This window comes from Spirosoma endbachense (assembly GCF_010233585.1).
Lineage (GTDB): Bacteria > Bacteroidota > Bacteroidia > Cytophagales > Spirosomataceae > Spirosoma > Spirosoma endbachense.
Map to the genome: position 1 here is coordinate 4,490,065 of NZ_CP045997.1, position 17,301 is coordinate 4,507,365.

At 49.0% G+C, this 17,301-nt stretch carries 13 protein-coding genes; 3 read left to right on the forward strand and 10 right to left on the reverse strand.

Annotated features, from left to right (window positions below):
- The first annotated feature begins 260 nt into the window (after positions 1 to 260).
- Positions 261 to 410 (forward strand): hypothetical protein, encoded by a 150-nt coding sequence (locus GJR95_RS41705; protein ID WP_174260213.1) that lies wholly within the window; start codon positions 261 to 263, stop codon positions 408 to 410.
- A gap of 80 nt (positions 411 to 490) precedes the next feature.
- On the opposite strand, the gene GJR95_RS18115 is transcribed toward GJR95_RS41705, so the two are convergent.
- From GJR95_RS18115 to GJR95_RS18130, 4 genes are all read right to left on the reverse strand, one after another.
- Positions 491 to 910 (reverse strand): response regulator, encoded by a 420-nt coding sequence (locus GJR95_RS18115; protein WP_162387202.1) that lies wholly within the window; start codon positions 908 to 910, stop codon positions 491 to 493.
- Complete coding sequence (locus GJR95_RS18120; RefSeq protein ID WP_162387203.1) at positions 876 to 2,039, reverse strand: sensor histidine kinase; 1,164 nt, start codon at positions 2,037 to 2,039, stop codon at positions 876 to 878. The genes GJR95_RS18115 and GJR95_RS18120 overlap by 35 nt, the downstream gene beginning before the upstream one ends.
- Before the next feature lie 152 nt (positions 2,040 to 2,191).
- A complete protein-coding gene (locus GJR95_RS18125) occupies positions 2,192 to 2,791 on the reverse strand; it encodes a GNAT family protein (protein ID WP_162387204.1) in 600 nt (199 codons plus the stop codon).
- Between the two features lie 4 nt (positions 2,792 to 2,795).
- Positions 2,796 to 3,197: a nuclear transport factor 2 family protein gene (locus tag GJR95_RS18130; protein WP_162387205.1), complete on the reverse strand. Its 402-nt coding sequence runs from the start codon at positions 3,195 to 3,197 to the stop codon at positions 2,796 to 2,798.
- Positions 3,198 to 3,558: 361 nt separating this feature from the next.
- Between GJR95_RS18130 and GJR95_RS18135 the strand changes: the two genes are divergently transcribed.
- Positions 3,559 to 5,682, forward strand: a complete 2,124-nt coding sequence (locus GJR95_RS18135) for a S9 family peptidase (protein ID WP_162387206.1) — start codon at positions 3,559 to 3,561, stop codon at positions 5,680 to 5,682.
- A 78-nt stretch (positions 5,683 to 5,760) separates the two neighbouring features.
- Here GJR95_RS18135 and GJR95_RS18140 read toward each other — a convergent pair whose 3' ends face one another.
- The 4 genes from GJR95_RS18140 to GJR95_RS18155 form a co-directional block, all read right to left on the reverse strand.
- Complete coding sequence (locus tag GJR95_RS18140; protein ID WP_232541285.1) at positions 5,761 to 6,636, reverse strand: formylglycine-generating enzyme family protein; 876 nt, start codon at positions 6,634 to 6,636, stop codon at positions 5,761 to 5,763.
- A 349-nt stretch (positions 6,637 to 6,985) separates the two neighbouring features.
- Positions 6,986 to 9,409 carry a hypothetical protein gene (locus tag GJR95_RS18145; RefSeq protein WP_162387208.1) on the reverse strand — a complete coding sequence of 808 codons (2,424 nt, stop codon included), beginning with the start codon at positions 9,407 to 9,409 and terminating at the stop codon, positions 6,986 to 6,988.
- Complete coding sequence (locus GJR95_RS18150) at positions 9,366 to 10,406, reverse strand: hypothetical protein (RefSeq protein WP_162387209.1); 1,041 nt, start codon at positions 10,404 to 10,406, stop codon at positions 9,366 to 9,368. The genes GJR95_RS18145 and GJR95_RS18150 overlap by 44 nt, the downstream gene beginning before the upstream one ends.
- A gap of 165 nt (positions 10,407 to 10,571) precedes the next feature.
- Positions 10,572 to 11,426 carry an indole-3-glycerol phosphate synthase TrpC gene (locus GJR95_RS18155; protein ID WP_162387210.1) on the reverse strand — a complete coding sequence of 285 codons (855 nt, stop codon included), beginning with the start codon at positions 11,424 to 11,426 and terminating at the stop codon, positions 10,572 to 10,574.
- 669 nt (positions 11,427 to 12,095) lie between these two features.
- Here GJR95_RS18155 and GJR95_RS18160 point away from each other — a divergent pair.
- The gene (locus GJR95_RS18160) at positions 12,096 to 14,984 is read left to right on the forward strand and encodes a M14 family zinc carboxypeptidase (RefSeq protein ID WP_162387211.1); all 2,889 of its coding nucleotides are present in this window, start codon (positions 12,096 to 12,098) and stop codon (positions 14,982 to 14,984) included.
- 107 nt (positions 14,985 to 15,091) lie between these two features.
- On the opposite strand, the gene GJR95_RS18165 is transcribed toward GJR95_RS18160, so the two are convergent.
- Together GJR95_RS18165 and GJR95_RS18170 are read right to left on the reverse strand one after the other, a co-directional pair.
- Positions 15,092 to 16,021 (reverse strand): nucleoside hydrolase, encoded by a 930-nt coding sequence (locus GJR95_RS18165; protein ID WP_162387212.1) that lies wholly within the window; start codon positions 16,019 to 16,021, stop codon positions 15,092 to 15,094.
- A gap of 100 nt (positions 16,022 to 16,121) precedes the next feature.
- Positions 16,122 to 17,180 (reverse strand): purine nucleoside permease, encoded by a 1,059-nt coding sequence (locus GJR95_RS18170; RefSeq protein ID WP_162387213.1) that lies wholly within the window; start codon positions 17,178 to 17,180, stop codon positions 16,122 to 16,124.
- Between the last annotated feature and the right edge of the window lie 121 nt (positions 17,181 to 17,301).

Genomic DNA, 17,301 nt, shown 5'->3' on the forward strand with positions numbered 1-17,301 from the left:
AAACGACTTTCCCATAGTAAGGAAGTATTTTAAGCATTGGCAATCGTTTTTGGTAAATAATAGTTTTAGTTTTAAGGGATTTTGCAGAGAACCTGCTGAGTACCGTGCCACGGTTCAAAACCATGGCACGGTACTCAGCAGGTTCTCTGCAAGAATCCTAATTTAATACGTCTTATAACGAGCCGGAAACGTCCAGAGGAGGAATTCTCGGTTAGGAGAGGTTACGTATCTATTTCCAAACCTTTTAAACTGAGAATCCAATGGCAATTGCATTTCTTATATCCGGAATAGTGCTCGTATATTATGGGGTAAAGGCGCACAACGCGAATCCAACTAAGCCAAACTGGAACAAAGCTATAGCGGCCACTATTTTATGGCCAATCTCCCTGTTCATGGATCGCTATAAATAATTTGCCCTGACAATATCGCCAGTAACTAGGAGAAAAGCACGAATCCCGACCATCCAGGAGAATGCGCCTTATGGCGACTCTCAACTGTTATTCACATTGAAATAGGTATCAACAACACCCTGCAACATCGCTTTGGTAAGGGGTTTGACAAGATAACCGTTTATCTCTTTCAACTGCTCAGCACGTTTTGTATCGGCAGAATTGAGCGATGTTGTTAGCATCAGCAAAACAAAATGGCTCCGTAATGCCGCGTCGATCTGGCTATAATGATGCAGGAATTCAAATCCATTCATACCAGGCATATTAATGTCCAGTAGAATGACATCTGGCCTAGTGTAATCTGGCAGATTAATTTGATTTAGGTAAGAAAGGCCCATCGGTCCATTTTCCACAACCCTCACGATATCACAAAGCCCCGATTCTTCAATAATCAACTTATGGAGGTAATTGTCGTCGGGATCATCATCAATTAAGAGAATGCAATGAATCGGTCTGGGCATACTGATGAACTGTTTTTATAACCTTAGGTATCGTGAAATAGAAAGTGGAGCCTGAACCAACAATACTATCGATCCAGATCTGGCCGCCATAAATATCAACAACCTTCTTACAGGTCGCCAGACCAATGCCGGTACCCGAGTAGTGATTACGTCCGTGGAGCCGTTGGAAAATTTGAAACACCCGGTCAAAATACTGCCGATCAATACCGATGCCATTGTCGCTGATCGCAAAACGATACTGGTGGGGTTCTTCCATAGACCGAATGGTTACAACTGGCACTACATCGGTTCGATGGTATTTCAGGCCATTAGAAATCAGGTTCTGAAATACCTGTTTAAGGTCCGTTTGATGACCCATAACAGTTGGCAATGGGCCGACGTCTATTGTTGCTCTAGTAGACTGAATTTCAGACTGCTGCTCTTCCAAAACTTCATCTACCAAATCCTGGAGGTTGACCAGCGTAAATGCGATTTCACTGCCAACACGCGAGAAACTGAGTAAATCATTGATCAGATCCCGCATTCGCTCAGCGGCAGCCGTCGATACGCCGATAAGCCGCCGAGCATCGGCATCCAGATGAACGCCATGCTTGTTTTCGAGCAAAGTGAGGTAATTGGCAATCGTTTTTAGCGGAGATTGTAGGTCATGCGAAGCAATATAAGCAAACTGCTGAAGCTCCTTATTCGAGCGCGTCAGTTCCTGCATCGCCATCAGACGAAACGATAATTCGTGGTCATATTCTTTAGATGTACGCAATCCGACTGCTTCGTTAAAATATCGAATCAAGGCAAAAACCGTAAGGATCGATACAACTGCCGTCAGAAAGCGCACCAGGGCATTGATGCGATACACAGGCAACCAGAACATGATGGCGTCAACGAGGTGGGTAAGGCCGCAGAGTAGGATAAAAGCGCCAAAAAGCCAGAAAACCTTTGCCAGAGGAACTCCTTTTTTAATAAAGATAAACCGAATCAGAATCATTGGTATGGCCATGTAGGCCAGCCAGATGGTCAGATCAGAAATAATATAAAGCCAGCCATGAAAGTCAGTCCAGTTGCCGCAATACCAGCGAGGTGGCCAGTCGCTACTACCAGTTAACTGTCGAAAAAAATCAACTACCTGTTCCATCCTCAAAACGTATCAATTAACCTGATGAGTAGTATATGTCAATAGATTTAAGTCCTGCATCCATCATAAAGATAAAGATGAAAAACGATCAACAAACAAAGTAAGTCGTCTTTAAACGTCCCCTATAGCCCCCAATTACAACAATCTGTGATCTAATTAGCTAAATCCCTTATCCAATAAACCATCACTTTAGGCGTCGAAACTGACTCGCCGATGTCGGGCCAGTCCATTGTGCTGCGTAACAACTCCTGCTTACGATATCCCCTTTTTAGCCAGAAATTGTCGTTCGGGCGATAATTGATCGGACGAGTCGGGTGATTCTCCCCCCGCTCGACCGCACAGAAACAGGTAGTTTTGAACGTACCGAAACTACAGGCGTGGGCTTCACGCTCATCGAAGAAACGGTGGCCCAGTCCCAGTCCGCGATAGGCAGGCAGCAGAATACTTTCGCCAAAATAAAAAATACGGCTGATGTCCTCAGACGTCTGTTCAAACGGTCGTCGGATCTCAGCGGTTTCGTCGACTAATGGAATAGCGGTCGTTGCGCCAACCAGATTGGTTCCATCGTATACCGCAAATAGAAATGCCCGTTCTGACTGCGCATAGGTTTTCAGGTATTCTTTTTCATAGGCTACCGATCCTGCATACAGATACGGATAGTCGCGGAAAACGGTGATGCGCAAGTTGGCTAAATCATCAAAAACCGACGCAATCTCAGCGCCTTTTTTGGTCCTGAACAACAAAGAACCCATTCGACTAGGCTGACACCAGTTTAATCCAGAGTGGCAGGTTATAATAGGTCGTCACCCGGGTTATTTTCCCATCCTTAACCTCCAGAAATGCTGCGGCTGGCAATACATAGGGCTGATTATGAGCCGATGGTAGCCCTTCTTCACCTTTCTTATACACACCATTGACAACAAATTCTACAGCAACACGTGTATCGGAGGGTTCATTGAGGAAGACCAGATCCGTCAGCGATTCTTCGTAAGACGTATCCATCGTTTTCATAAATTCCGTGAATTTCTCCACCCCAATTCGAACCTCTCCCTGATTTGGTTCGTGACGCACGTCTGGGTGCAGCAACGCCAGCATTCCGTTCCAGTTCTTCTGGTTAAAACAAGTATAATACTCCTTTACAATTTCAAGGGCAGTCATTGCGAGAAAAAAGCTTGATTGTTAATTCACCCGAAATGCGGGTTGAGCACGAAAACGCAAATATACTAAGCGGAATGAAGTCCATTCGCCGTTCGGCAACAACTTATAGTTTTATATCCGGTGCTCGTGATAAGCCTTCTCCCATGTTATATTTTCGGTTAAGTATACTTATTCGTAGTAAGTAACCGGCCATTGAGCCTGTGAATACGAAAAATACTAGTTTAGCCTATAAACTATAGTACTATACGACTGATATGTAGAATTTTATTCCTTCAGTAAGACAGAATACGAAAGAAATTGCTTACTTAAAGTCTGCAACCGAGCTACTGAGTTTTAGCGGGCAATTCCTCCTACGGCAACCATGAAAAAGTTTACCTTCCTCTGCCTGACCTTAGGCATTCTTTTGTTTCAATTAAACCAGCTACAGGCCCAAACCTTCTCGCTGGAAGCCATTAAGAGCTACCCATTCCCAAGTGATTTGACCAGTTCGGCCGAGGGTTCGCGCATTGCTTGGGCCCTAAACGAGCAGGGAAAACGCAATGTGTATGTGGCGCAGGGACCAGACTTTACGCCCCGAAAACTCACAAATTATACCGAGGACGACGGCCAGGAAATCACCAGTCTGTCGATTTCGGACGATGGCCAATGGGTCGTTTATGTACGCGGTGGTGATCATGGTTCCAACTGGGATGATGATGTCGCGGTAAATACAACCTCGTCGCCCATACCGCCCAAAGTGCAGGTATGGAGCGTACCCTTTGCGGGCGGTGAACCCAAAGCCATTGCCGAGGGTGATGAACCCGTTCTATCTCCGAAAAGTGATCGGATTGCCTTCATCAAAGGTGGACAGGTCTGGATAGCCCCAACCAATGGATCATCGGCGGCTAAAGCGTTTTTCAACGCTCGTGGCACCAATGGCTCTATCGAATGGTCGCCCGACGGGTCAAAACTGGCTTTCGTTTGTGATCGGAAAGATCATGCCTTTATTGGCGTTTTCACCAATGAAACAACGCCCATCACCTGGATCGCTCCCTCTTTTTCGCGTGATCGTTCACCACGATGGTCGCCCGATGGCCGAAAAATCGTATTTGCCCGAACACCCGGTGCTGGCGGTGCTCCTGATTCTGTGCTGACCCGTAAACATCAGGCCTGGTCGATCTGGACAGCCGATGCCGTCTCAGGAACAGCCACCCAGATCTGGCAGGCTCCCAAAACGCTGGCGGGTTCGGTTCCGAGCACGCATGGCGGCTTCAACTTACATTGGGCGGCTAATGATCGTATCGTGTACCTGTCTTATCAGGATGGCTGGCCGCACCTGTATTCCATTTCGTCGGCTGGTGGTAATCCGTTGCTGCTCACCTCTTCTCCATTTATGGCTGAACACATTACCCTAAGCCATGATCGGAAATGGCTGGTTTTCAGCGGCAACACTGGCCCCGACAAACTCGACATCGACCGACGGCATGTAGTTCGCGTTCCGGTAGACAAAGCCGAAATGGAAGTGCTGACCCCCGGTGCTGGTCTGGAGTGGATGCCTGTTATTACGGGTGATGGATCGACGGTAGCCATGTTTAGTGCTACAGCTCAACGCCCTCCGCTCCCTACTGTGATGGCCTTTACCAAAGGAACGCCTAAACTGCTTGGTCAGAATTTAATTCCGGCCAGTTTTCCGCAAACCCAGCTCGTAACACCAAGGCAGGTAACCTTCAAATCGCCGGATGGGATGACTGTTCATGGTCAACTGTTTGAACCCGCTGGCGGTCAGGCAAAAAAACCGGCCCTCATTTATGTGCATGGCGGCCCGCCCCGTCAGATGCTGCTGGGCTGGAACTACTCCGATTATTACGCCAATTCTTACGCGCTCAACCAATATTTGGCCAGTCAGGGTTTTGTGGTCTTATCCGTAAATTATCGGCTAGGCATTGGCTACGGCTATGATTTTCATCAACCCGCCAACGGGGGTGCAACCGGAGCATCTGAATACCAGGATGTTCGGGCAGCAGCCATCTGGCTAACCGAACAACCGCAGGTCGATGCAGCTAAAATTGGCATTTATGGCGGCTCTTATGGTGGTTATCTGACGGCGCTGGCACTGGCCCGCGACTCTAAACTCTTCGCGGCTGGCGTCGATATTCATGGTGTACACGACTGGAGTCAGCAACGGTTTGGCATTGGTCCATCCGACCGCGTCGAAAAAATACCCGACGCCGACAAAGCGGCTAAAGTCGTTTTCGAATCATCGCCCATCTCATCGATCAGCACCTGGACCTCGCCGGTTCTGATCATTCACGGCGACGACGACCGTAATGTCCGGTTCAATCAGAGTACCGACCTGGTCAGACGCCTGGAAGTGAAAGGCGTATCGATGGAAACGCTCGTGATTCCTGATGATACCCACCACTGGATGAAACACACAAACGCACTCAAAATGGGGAATGCCACAGCCGATTATTTCAAACGGAAACTGCAGAAACCACGGCAATAAATTGATTAATAAAGCGGTACAGCGAACGCAACGTGATGATATAACTGTTGTGTTCGCTGTACTTTTTCTTTAAGCTTACTAACGCACGCAACGGAAACCCAGGTTGTTGCTGCCACTGCTCACCTCGCCTTTGCCCCGACTACCCGCTTTATAGCGAATGCAATACTGATCACTGCACAGAAATGAGCCACCTCGCTGCACTCGTTTAACAGCTCCTGGCTCTTCTGGATCATAACTATCTTCCGGCCCCTTCGGATCGACTTTGGGCGAACTGGAGTAATAATCGGGTCGATAAAAATCCTGACACCACTCCCATACATTTCCCTCCATATCAAATAAACCGAATGGATTGGCTGGAAACGATTTAACGGGGGCGGCTCCAGCGTAGCCATCTTCCAGTGTGTTCTTTTCCGGAAAGTTTCCCTGATGGATATTGGCAACCCATTTACCGCTGGGTTTTAGCTCATTTCCCCAATAGTATGTCTGGTTATTCGTCCCGCCCCTGGCTGCAAACTCCCATTCAGCCTCGGTAGGCAATCGTTTGTTTGCCCACTTGGCATAGGCCATCGCGTCGTCATAACTAACCTGGACAACAGGCTCGTTCTCATGCCCTTTTATGGTGCTTGCCGGACCATTGGGATGCTCCCAGTTAGCGCCTGGAATGTATTTCCACCATTGCAATGGGTTGTTGAGCGAGACTTCGGCAGCTGGCGGTGTAAATACGGCCGAACCCGGCACAAGCTGCTCGGCAGGAACGCCCGGATAATCGGTCGGATTAAGCGGACGCTCGGCTACAGTTTTATACCCGGTTGCTTTCACGAATTCAGCGAACTGGACGTTGGTTACTTCATGTTCGTCCATCCAGAAGCCTTTTACCGAAACCGGATGCACGGGCCGTGAATCGGTAAACTCGTCGGCCCCCATTTCGAACGCGCCACCCGGTACCCAGACCATTCCGTCTCTTTTTTCACCGGGCTTAAACGGCGTCGCTTGCTGGCCGGAAACCGACTTGTCAGACACATTTTCCTGCGATTGATCGTCCCTGCGGGATGAGTTACAGGCTCCGAATACGAACCCAAAAGCGAACATCAGAACGATTTTTAAACCAAAATAGCCACGCATACAGAATGATAACAGACTTAAATCTACACTTTTCGTACAAAGCTATCAAAATAGTCTGTCATAATCTGTCGAACTTATTTTCTTTAATTTATTGGGTATTCCTATCGATTTTGTCGTCAATGAACGCCTATTCGGGCATATGTGTCTCCCATAACCAAATCGTTCGATGAGGTTGGTCGTATTAACGATGAGCCACATAATCGGCATAAGTAGCACACTCACGAAGTATTTCGGCCTGAAACTTTGTTTGTTTATAATCCATAGACAATCGCGAGAAATAACGCCCATATTGCTCTCGCTGGAGCTTTCGGATTAGCGCGCTCCACTCCTTCTCATCAAAGTCGGCATACCCCCGCTTTACTTCCTCAATTGCCAGTCGAACCGTCAGTTCATTCTGCTCACAACGGGCTGCCATAAAACATGCTTGGGCTGCTAATTCGGGTTGCCTGGCCGCTTTCATTGCCTGCTCAAAAAACACTTTAGCCGGTTGAGCTGAGTAATAGACGTTCCGGATCAATTGCTGCTCCAGTTGCGCCCGCTCAGTCGATTTCATCTGGCCGTATAAAGAAGAAACCAGTTCGGCCGAACTCCACGAGCGTTTTACGAGTATCCATGAGTTGCCAAACCAGCTCAAATTATAAGCGCCACACCCCAGTTCATAATAAAGTTTGGCGGCTTCGTCGCCCGTTCGTTTAGGTGCCTCTTGTTGTAGCTCAACCATGCGTTGGGCAAACTGTACTGGCGTATAGGAATTGGCTCCGGCCGCTTCCTGTCTGTTGACGGGCACTTCAAATGGATTATGATTGAAATTGGATGCAAACGGTTCGTCGCTCCATACCTTACTGTCGACTTTACCGAATGCCGTGACCGCTTCAGCATACCGATGTTCGGCCAGTAACCGACGACCCAGCAGCGTATTCAGATAGTCAGCATCAAATCCGGTTAATTTCAGTAAACGCTTGTCGAAATCAGTCGGGTTAGGCTGTTGTGAAAAAGCGACAACCCGCTGCATGGTAGCCGCTGATGTACTATCCTCGATCACTAACTGATCAGAATTGAGATTGACATAGGCTTCGCTCCTGTTCAATTGCGACGAGGTCAGCATCGTTAGTAAAAATGACTTTGCGATGGTCATTTCCTTTCCAGCATCTTTGTTAGGGCGGCTGCAACCCGACAGCCAGCCACCCGACTTGCTGCCAGCCGCTTCCTGCTGGTAGCGCCGGGCAAACTGCTGACAAACCTCCACGAACGCATTGTTAAGCCTAAAATTCTTCGCGTTGCCGAACTGCTCCAGATAACCAATAAGTTGATTTTCAACCTGAGAATTAATGGTTTCGGTTTGCGCAGCCAGCAGCAGCATCCGCTGTAGGGCAATCTGTTTTTTCAGGTCAGCGTTGCTCGTCCTGGCCTGTTCGGCTTTGTCGAGCGTAGTTGTTGCGGCATCGTAATCTTTTTCCAGATAAGCCAGATAGGCAGCGGCCGTATACCAATAGGCCGGATCGTTCAGTTTCTCATTTTTGGCCGCATCCAGGGCAAATACCCGCAACTGATCTGCATAGGAAACCGACGTTTTCCGGCGATCCTCAAAGGCTATCGAGTCTTTCTTTGTCGTTTCATCATAGCCATAAATCGGGTTTTGCTCTCCCAGGAAAAAATACTCATTCCGGTTGATCTCCCGCGCCATTGTCAATTCAACCAACGGATTTTCGGGGGCTAACGCGATCAGTTCCTTGAGGAGTGGGAGCGCATCCTGCTTGGGTTGAATGGCACAAAGCGCATACACAGCCGCTTTTTCCCGATCGTTTTTGGCGTATTTTAAAGCTTCCTCCCGAAACCGGATGCCGTAGATGCGCAGGCTGGCTTCGGCTTGCGGCCGACGTGATGGACAACGGTCAAATACCTGCGCAAATTCGTAGATAGCCAGCGCCGTATCGCCCAGCGAGAACGCAGCACCGGCATGTCGACATAAGGCCCATTCACTGATGAATGTCTTCCTCGTGATCGGCGTTATAAGTTGATCATACAGGTCCAGGCATTGATCGTGTTCGCCGATCTGGTCGGCCATTTTCACGGCCTGATAGGCATAACGCTCCTTAAGAAACGGATCATCGACCGCACTGAATTTCGTTCGTGCTTCATCAAGCAATTGGGTTAGCTGGGTAGTATCGGCGGGGTCTGGATTCCAGATATCACCCCCACCACTAGCCTTATCAGCTTGCAGAGCCAGCTTCAGATAATCGAGCGCCGGGGCATGGGCACGGCTTAACTGCGAAACAAACCGATTCCCGGCGCTTTCATCTCCTTCATAGAGTACTTTGGCTACAGCCGTTGCCGGTACATTACCGCCCGCGTATGCAGCCCATGCATTCAGGTTTTCATCAGCCTGGCGAACGGTATCGGCCTCTGTCTCCGAATCATAGTTATACAGTTGCGGGGTAAAAAAATACCGTTTATCCTGGGGTTGCGCATTGCTGCTCTCGGGCAGAAAATAGCTTAAAAATTCGTTTTCGTCGAACAGGCCGGGCCCGCAGGCAAAAGCCAGCAGAATACCAATTGACAAACTAATTCTGCGGAATCGGTTCAAAGAGGGTTTGGAGGTAGGCATGAGTGTAAGAGACAAGAACGGTACTGTCGAGGTGGTAAAGAGAAAATGTCAGTGACTGATTATGAATCCGGGATAGTAATTGGTGCTTAGCCTTCGTGAGATCCTGCTCACTACAGGCTTCCGCCCGAAACAAATCTCCCTTTCGTACGCTGAACCCAAATGCTACTGTATCACGAAGGGCCAGATAACGACTCTGATCGGCTTCGCGTTGCAGAAAAGAACAGGTAGCCAGCTGCCTACTTTCCACGTTGTTGAGAATGGTTAAGAAACGGTTATTCCGATAAACAATTGTCCAGCTGAAAAGTGGCAAAACGGCATCCAGTGGCAATGGATATTTTTCAACGAAACCGATGTAGCGATTGGCAACATCCAGATCAAGAATAGAATTATGCGTCGATGAATTCTTCCAGTCGGCCATGTTATAAAACATCAGCATTCCCCGCTCAACGGGCGGTACACCGGTTCGTTCGGCATACTTGATCTGATGCAATCGAATGGTTGCCGACATAGGTAAGTTCAGTTGTTTTTTTACCAATCGAATCAGTGTAAAATATCGGTTCCGGCTTCGGGGTGACCAATCGCAGTCGAGCTGAACTTCATGGAGTTGTAACCGATGCGCGTTGGCGATTTGTTGAATTTTCTGCGCCAGTTGCTTTGCCAGCACCGGCACTTCCGACGCCGGCAAAGCCAGCATAGTTCGATTGGTAATAAACACCACCGGAATTACGGTTAAAGTCTGGGGTCGTTCGGCAAAACGAACGACCGATTTTGGCGTCGGCCGATGCTTTTGGTCGTCCCAGTCAACGTCGAAAAAGCGAATGTAGAGTCGATCAACACCGGCCTGTCGAAGAATTTCTTTTTCGGTCTGCTTAGGTTCATAAACGGCTTTCCAGTGATAAAAGGCGGGAGTAATTCGCTTTGGGGCATGTGGTGTTTGACAAGCTGTAAATAACTGACCAATCAGGGCTACACAAAGCAGGATAGAAAACCGAGGCATAAGCAATCTGTCAGGGCTGACGCCACATCGACAACAGGTGAGGCAAAGATACGAACCCGACCCGTTGATTCTGGTGACCGGGTTGTTGCTGATCCTAAACGAATGAGCCCACGTTACTAAAGAAAAAATTCATTTATGATCAAATCTTATAGACCAATTGCAAGCTCAAAAGTAAACGGGAAAGGAGGATGGCTGAAAATGGGCCTGCTGATTTGGTGTAAACCGCCCTGCCGACGACATGCCCGGTATTACCGGTTTTCCTGCACTTTTCTTCATTACTGAGCACCAAAGGCTATCCCCCAGCAGAAAACCCTGATAGCCAGCCTGTTTCAAGGCCAGTATCGAGCCAGCGCTCTGTTTGCCATTTTGGGCCACTTTTATGAACTGGTCGGGAATTAACGGCGCGAGTTGTCGGGCAAATTCAGCTGACGTAACGCAACTGTTACCGGCACATTGGCTGACCCCGACCAGGTCAATACTCTCGTGTAAATAGCTTTCTATTTCTGCTGCGCTGCCGACTTCCAACAGTACCTCCATGCCCAGAGCATGAGCAAGCTGGCTATATTCGATCACGTCATTGGGTTGCAGGCAGGCCGCCATCAGTAGGATACAATCAGCTCCGATTGCCTTTGCTTCCAGAATCTGATACGGATCTACGATAAAATCTTTCCTCAGAATTGGTGTGGATGGGTTGCCAAGCCGAGCCTGAATCAAATCGTCGGTATAGCCGCCGAAAAATGGCCCATCAGTCAGCACCGACAGACAGGCGGCTCCTGCGCGTACGTACCCGGCTGCGGTTTCCCGTACCGACATCTGTTCACTAGCAAAGCCGCTGGCTGTTGTTTTTTGTTTACACTCAGCAATAATTCCCGACGATGTAGTGGCGGTAAGTGACTGGCAGATCGATAAGGGCTGACGCTTAAACAACGGCCAGTTTTGTAGCTGCCGTGAGGGAGTAATGGCTCGACGCCGAGCCACTTCCTGCCGTTTCTGCGCTACTATGGTATCAAAAATAGTCATTCGGCTAAAAGGTTTCTGGTTCGTCGGAGTACTGCAAATGAATCATTCGTCTTACAGACTCAGACTACTGGTATCGATTAAAAAAGAGCAGGCTTCCAACTTGACTTGCCTGACTGGTACGATAAAAGTACAGTACCCATTAGTCGCGAATTAGTCCCGATTTATAACAGGCGGAATTGATTAAATAACTGGCGGAATCAGGAAGATTATCGGCTGTTAGCCAATGTGGATGATCGGGCCGGATCGTCTCTTTTGGTCATGGTTCGATTAATTTGCTTCCTGTATCTGCGTTTCCCGACAATTGCCTGCTTCTGTTATTGTTAATGTGCTATAGTTCTGTAGTTTATGCACAGATACCAATCGATTTATCGGGCTTCCAGGCGAAAATTGGCGCATAGTAGTCAGTCAGAAGAATAGGCTGGTCATCACCTGGCCAACGCATGAAAATGAGGAAGGGAAGCTACTTATCGACTTAGCGAGCGGCAAACCCCGGTTCACCAGTATTTAGCAGAACACATACACAAATTTAGCACTATTCAGATATTACCTTTTCTTTATTTGGCAAATACCATGACATCTAAAATTAAATTCTGATCTAGCTTGATATAGTTGCTTCATAAGCCAATATTTAAGGAAAATTTACCAACAAACGCTTAACCTATCTTTATTATGGCCTCCTCTACCAATAGCCAGTTAATCAGGCGAGTACACTCTCTGGTTGCTATTGGGCTAACGCTTATTGGCGTGTCGGCCCAGGCACAAAACATCGACGAAACGTACAACCAGAAAATTAAAGAATACACGACCGATAAGCGGTTTTTACCCGCATCAGTTCTGAACCTCCCCGACGACCCGAAAGTACCCTCCCCCATCAAACACTTCGGTCAGATCATCGGCACACCCGGCATATTGCACCGTACTCCTGAAATCTACGGTTACTACCAGAAATTAGCCCAAAGCTCACCCAACATCACTATACAGCAGGTAAGCACCAGCGAAGAAGGTCGACCGATACAGTTGGTTGCTATTGGCAGCGAGGATGCCATGAAACGGCTGGATCACTACAAAAACCAATTGGCTCTTCTGGCCGACCCCCGCAAGGTAGGTAGTCAGGATCTGGAGAAAATTCTGGGCGACACCAAACTCGTTTATTACCTCAACGGTGGTTTACACTCGCCCGAAATGGGTTCGCCGGAAATGCTGATGGAACTGGCTTATCGGCTGATAACCAGCCAGGCACCAGAGATCAAAACCATTCGGGATAACATTATCGTACTGATCAATCCGGTCTCGGAGCCCGATGGCTGGGATAAGCAGGTCGACTGGTATTTTCGCTACACGAAAAGCCGAAAAGACTACGAAGACGGTTTCCCGAAATCACCACCTTACTGGGGAAAATATACCTACCACGATAACAACCGCGATGGGTTGCAGGTATCGCAGGCGCTGACCAAAGCCTTATTCAAAATCTTTTACGACTGGCATCCAACGGTTAGCCTCGATCTGCACGAGTCAGTCCCCTTGCTTTACATCTCAACCGGAACTGGCCCCTACAACGAAACCATCGACCCGATCACCATCGGCGAATGGCAGACGATGGCCAATCATGACATCACGTCACTGGCAGCGCAGGGCATTCCCGGCGTGTTTACCTGGGCGTTCTACGATGGCTGGTATCCGGGTTATGCACTCTGGATTTCGAACAACCACAATGCAGCCGGACGTTTTTATGAAACCTTCGGAAATGCGGGTGCGAACACCTACCTGCGCGATCTGGCCGAACAGAAATATGCAGGCGATGCCGTTACGTCTAAAGAGTGGTACCGGCCCGATCCAGCCACTGAAAAAGTATACTGGTCCTATCGGAACGGCATCAACTACATGCAAGCGGGTGTGCTGGCATCCCTGTCGTATGGGGCAACAAACAGCCGGATGTTGCTAAAGAACTTCTACCAGAAAGGGCTGAATAACATCAGAAAAGGGACAGAAGAAACACCTCGTGCTTTTGTTATTCCGAAGAATCAGCGCGATCCGGCCATGGCCGCGTATCTGGTCAACCAACTGCGGGCACAGGCAATTGAAGTTCATAAAACTGAGTCGGGAAAGGATCAGGGCGATTATGTTGTCCTGTTGAATCAACCCTACCGGAACCTTGCCGTTTCGCTGCTGACCAAACAGAATTACCCGAAAGAAGCCAAATTCCCGCCCTACGACGACATTGCCTGGACACTAGGTTACCTGTATGGTGTAGACGTGAAGGCAGAAGACAGCGTAAAATACATAACGAGCGATCTCAAACTCATTAGCGATGATGTGAAATACGCCGGAAATGTAGATGGCGACGGCACGAACTATGTATTGAACTACAAGGGTCAGAACAACCTGCTGCCTGCGTTACTGTGGACAAAAACGCAGAACAAGCTGGCCAAAGCCGTTGTTCTCGACTCTAAAACTACCTTTGCCGGAATTAAGGATACGCTGGCGGCTGGTGCGGTTGTGTTCAAAGGCTTGACGGCCGATCAGTCTAAAAAACTAGCCACGCAGTTTGGCCTCAATTTACAGGCCGCTAAAGCCGAGCCGGTAGCCATCGGATCGCCCTTGCGGCAACACGAAGTCAGCCTGCCCCGTGTAGCTATTTACCACAGCTGGTTCAATACCCAGGACGAAGGCTGGGCGCGGTTTACGTTCGAACAGCGCGGTATTCCGTATACATCCATTAACAAAGATCATTTGAAAGCGGGTGAATTAAGGAAGAAATTTGACGTCATTCTGATTCCCCGGATGCGTGGCTCTGCAACCAACTTCATCCATGAGATTGATACTAAATACGGCCCAATGCCTTTTACGAAAACCGCCGAATTCCCATCGCACGGCTATCCGGATGCAACCAGCGATATGACCGGTGGACCAGGTTTTGAAGGGGTCGATCAGCTGAAAAAATTTGTTGAAGCAGGTGGTGTGCTCGTCACACTCGACAACTCATCGCTGATGATTGCCGAGACGGGTATTGCCCGCGATCTCGACCAGGTAAACGCACCAACGCTTTTCCATCCGGGCTCGATTGTAACCGTTAAAAACCGCCGACCCGACAGCCCGGTCATGTATGGCTTCCCCGAAACGTTCTCTATTTTCCGGGGCATTGCACCGCTTCTGCAAACGAAGAAGTATAACCGCGACATGATGCTGATGCAGTATGGCACGAAACCACTCAAAGACGAAGAGGAGTACAAAGGTGCCATTATGGGTATGCCGGATAAAAAGCCGATGAAAGACAAGGCAAAAGAAACACCGAAGAAAGAAGACCCTTATGTGCTTTCCGGAATGGTTCGGAATGAACAGGCCATCATCGGTCATGGGGGTATTTTCAACGTACCCGTAGGTTCGGGTCGGGTGGTTGCCTTTACCTTCGACCCCTTACACCGCTTTCTGAACCACCACGACGCTCCGCTACTCTGGAATGTCCTGATCAACTGGAATCACCTGGATGTACCATCCAGTTCGTCTCCTACGGCAGAGGCCAAAGCCAGCCCGGCAACGAAAGTGAGTGGAGGAAATTGATTTGTGCCTGCCTACTGAAGCAGGTTGGGGATAATTCGGGCGAATGGTTTATTCGCCCGAATTATCCCCAACCTGCTTCAGTAGGCAGGCACGAGAAAACTGGCCGTTTATCGCTTAAATTGCCCCAATATGTACTCATAAAAATACTCGATATTCACGTCCGTCGCGATTTTAACCGTGTATCCGGTTTCATCCAGAAAGGTTTGTCCGGCATTTGGAGGCCGAGTACTGACTTTCGCTTTCACGACTTCTGTTTTGAACTGCTCCGGCATGGCCAGATAGCTGGTTGCCAGAATATCCCACATGAAGTAGGTGTAATAATAGCCGGGAATTGTATCGAGCGTCAAGGCCCAGAACTGGCCCGTCAGGTTTGATAGCTTATAGTCGATCTGCGTGGCTAGGGTTGAGAGAAACGTTTTCGTTACCGGAACATGATTGGTCACGTCCAGCGGAATAAACGTCAAGGGCAGTTCAATCTCGACCAGTTTCTTTGTACTGATAGGGTCCCAGAACACATTCCATTCGGCGCTTCCATCATGCTGAAAGGTTTGCACATTGCCAGATACCCTGAATGCGCCCGCCATCCAAACGACCTCACCTATTTTGGCTTTCAGTTCCGGCGCTTTCTCCAGGGCCAAAACCAGATTGGAACAGGGCCCCGTCATCAAAACCGTCACTTTTTCGGAAGCAGCCGACAATCTATCGATGATCAGGTCGGGCGCGCTACGGTATGTATATGGATCGGGCGCTTTGGGCAGATTGATCAGCATGGGCAGGGCGTTTATGACCTCAGGTCGTGCCCGCCATTCGCTCGGGAATGCGTTGATGCCATAATAATCGCCCCTGCCCAGTGGAATATGCTCCTGCCCCATTACCTGAAGCAGCTTATAGGCCGATTCGAGCGCGGGTTCAATGTAGCAGTCAGCAGGTGTGACGGTTACCCCGATCAGTTCCACATCGGGCATTGTCAATACGAGCAATTGAGACAACAAGTCATCAATTGCACCGTCATGATCCATCAAGACAAGTTTGGGCATTTTTATAAATTTATATTTTACAGTCGTCAGTTTGCAGTAAGCTTTCGGAGTTTAAGATCAGCAAATTGCCTATTGTAGATTGCACACTGCCAACTGCTGCTCACTTTCCGGGAATAGTATCTTTATACACTGCCCAGTTCGAGATCAATTGGTCAACGACCGTATTCCCGATCCGGTAAGCGGCTTCGAGGGCTGGAATATAGGCAGTATAACGTTCCCCTACTTCCTTTCCGCCATTAGTCAGGTTCTGTGCGGCTGTTACACCCGACGGCTGCATGGTATAATTACTCGCCGTTCGAAGCACCAGGTAACGATTAAAATCGGCTTTCCCGGCGGCAGAAAGCCATTGCAATGATTGGCCCGTTCCGGTATCTTCCATGGCCGACGTCACGAAATTCCCTTTGCCTTTCGTCCAGTATCTGACCCAGTCGTTTGCCCAGTCATTCAGGTACTTGCCATGCCAAAAGGTCATTGCAGCAATGTGATCGCCCATCATCACGCGGGGCGGTTTCTGGGCTTCAGGATAGTCCCGATAAACGGAGCGCATCTTCCGAAGCATTTCAGTATCATCCAGTTTACTCTCTTTCGTTAGCGTATAAGCCCATTTAACCAGATGAGGGTTCAGATGCATCGCAACAGTAAAGTCGTTTTCCTGAACGGGCTCTTCGTACGGTTTTGTCCGGCGAAGCGGCAAATAACCCGTAGACCATTCTTTAGGCATCTCGCGCGAATCGATTTCATGCGCCAGATCACCGTCGACCAGCCACTCTGCCCAGGCCGCTGAACCAGCGCTGCCGTCCTGCGGATCGATGCCCGCAATACCCGCCACGAGCCAGTACGCGTGCGACAGATCGAAGCGAGTGTCCATACCCAGTGCCATGATCGAGGCTGCCGACCGAGCTGTTCCCATTCCCGTGCAAATACCCAGCACCTGCTTTTCGGCATTGTAGCGTAGATTGCGGTATCCCTGCGGAAACGGTATCGTTTGTGACAATGGCAAGCGCTCTACCCAGTATTGAAATTCCCCCGGCCGATCGCCCGTATCGGCCCCGATTTCGAACATCGTGACAATAACAACCCGAACCGGAATAGGTACTGCAGGCTGGCCGTAGGTATATAAACTGGTGAGTAGTACCAGAGCAGGGATTAATCGTTTCATTTGGGAGAAATTAACGCTTCTACACCCATGGAAGCTTACTTTTTGCGGCAAGATAAGGATATTGTAGGCCTTCGACCAGTCATGCGGGCCTTTTATCCCTGACTACCTTCTGTTGCGGCAA

What these genes read in the sequence shown, in the direction of transcription:
- GJR95_RS41705 (WP_174260213.1), top strand. Translation starts at nt 261, where the DNA reads ATGGCAATTGCATTTCTTATATCCGGAATAGTGCTCGTATATTATGGG.
- GJR95_RS18115 (WP_162387202.1), bottom strand. Translation starts at nt 910, where the DNA reads ATGCCCAGACCGATTCATTGCATTCTCTTAATTGATGATGATCCCGAC.
- GJR95_RS18120 (WP_162387203.1), bottom strand. Translation starts at nt 2,039, where the DNA reads ATGGAACAGGTAGTTGATTTTTTTCGACAGTTAACTGGTAGTAGCGAC.
- GJR95_RS18125 (WP_162387204.1), bottom strand. Translation starts at nt 2,791, where the DNA reads ATGGGTTCTTTGTTGTTCAGGACCAAAAAAGGCGCTGAGATTGCGTCG.
- GJR95_RS18130 (WP_162387205.1), bottom strand. Translation starts at nt 3,197, where the DNA reads ATGACTGCCCTTGAAATTGTAAAGGAGTATTATACTTGTTTTAACCAG.
- GJR95_RS18135 (WP_162387206.1), top strand. Translation starts at nt 3,559, where the DNA reads ATGAAAAAGTTTACCTTCCTCTGCCTGACCTTAGGCATTCTTTTGTTT.
- GJR95_RS18140 (WP_232541285.1), bottom strand. Translation starts at nt 6,636, where the DNA reads ATGGTCTGGGTACCGGGTGGCGCGTTCGAAATGGGGGCCGACGAGTTT.
- GJR95_RS18145 (WP_162387208.1), bottom strand. Translation starts at nt 9,409, where the DNA reads ATGCCTACCTCCAAACCCTCTTTGAACCGATTCCGCAGAATTAGTTTG.
- GJR95_RS18150 (WP_162387209.1), bottom strand. Translation starts at nt 10,406, where the DNA reads ATGCCTCGGTTTTCTATCCTGCTTTGTGTAGCCCTGATTGGTCAGTTA.
- GJR95_RS18155 (WP_162387210.1), bottom strand. Translation starts at nt 11,426, where the DNA reads ATGACTATTTTTGATACCATAGTAGCGCAGAAACGGCAGGAAGTGGCT.
- GJR95_RS18160 (WP_162387211.1), top strand. Translation starts at nt 12,096, where the DNA reads ATGGCCTCCTCTACCAATAGCCAGTTAATCAGGCGAGTACACTCTCTG.
- GJR95_RS18165 (WP_162387212.1), bottom strand. Translation starts at nt 16,021, where the DNA reads ATGCCCAAACTTGTCTTGATGGATCATGACGGTGCAATTGATGACTTG.
- GJR95_RS18170 (WP_162387213.1), bottom strand. Translation starts at nt 17,180, where the DNA reads ATGAAACGATTAATCCCTGCTCTGGTACTACTCACCAGTTTATATACC.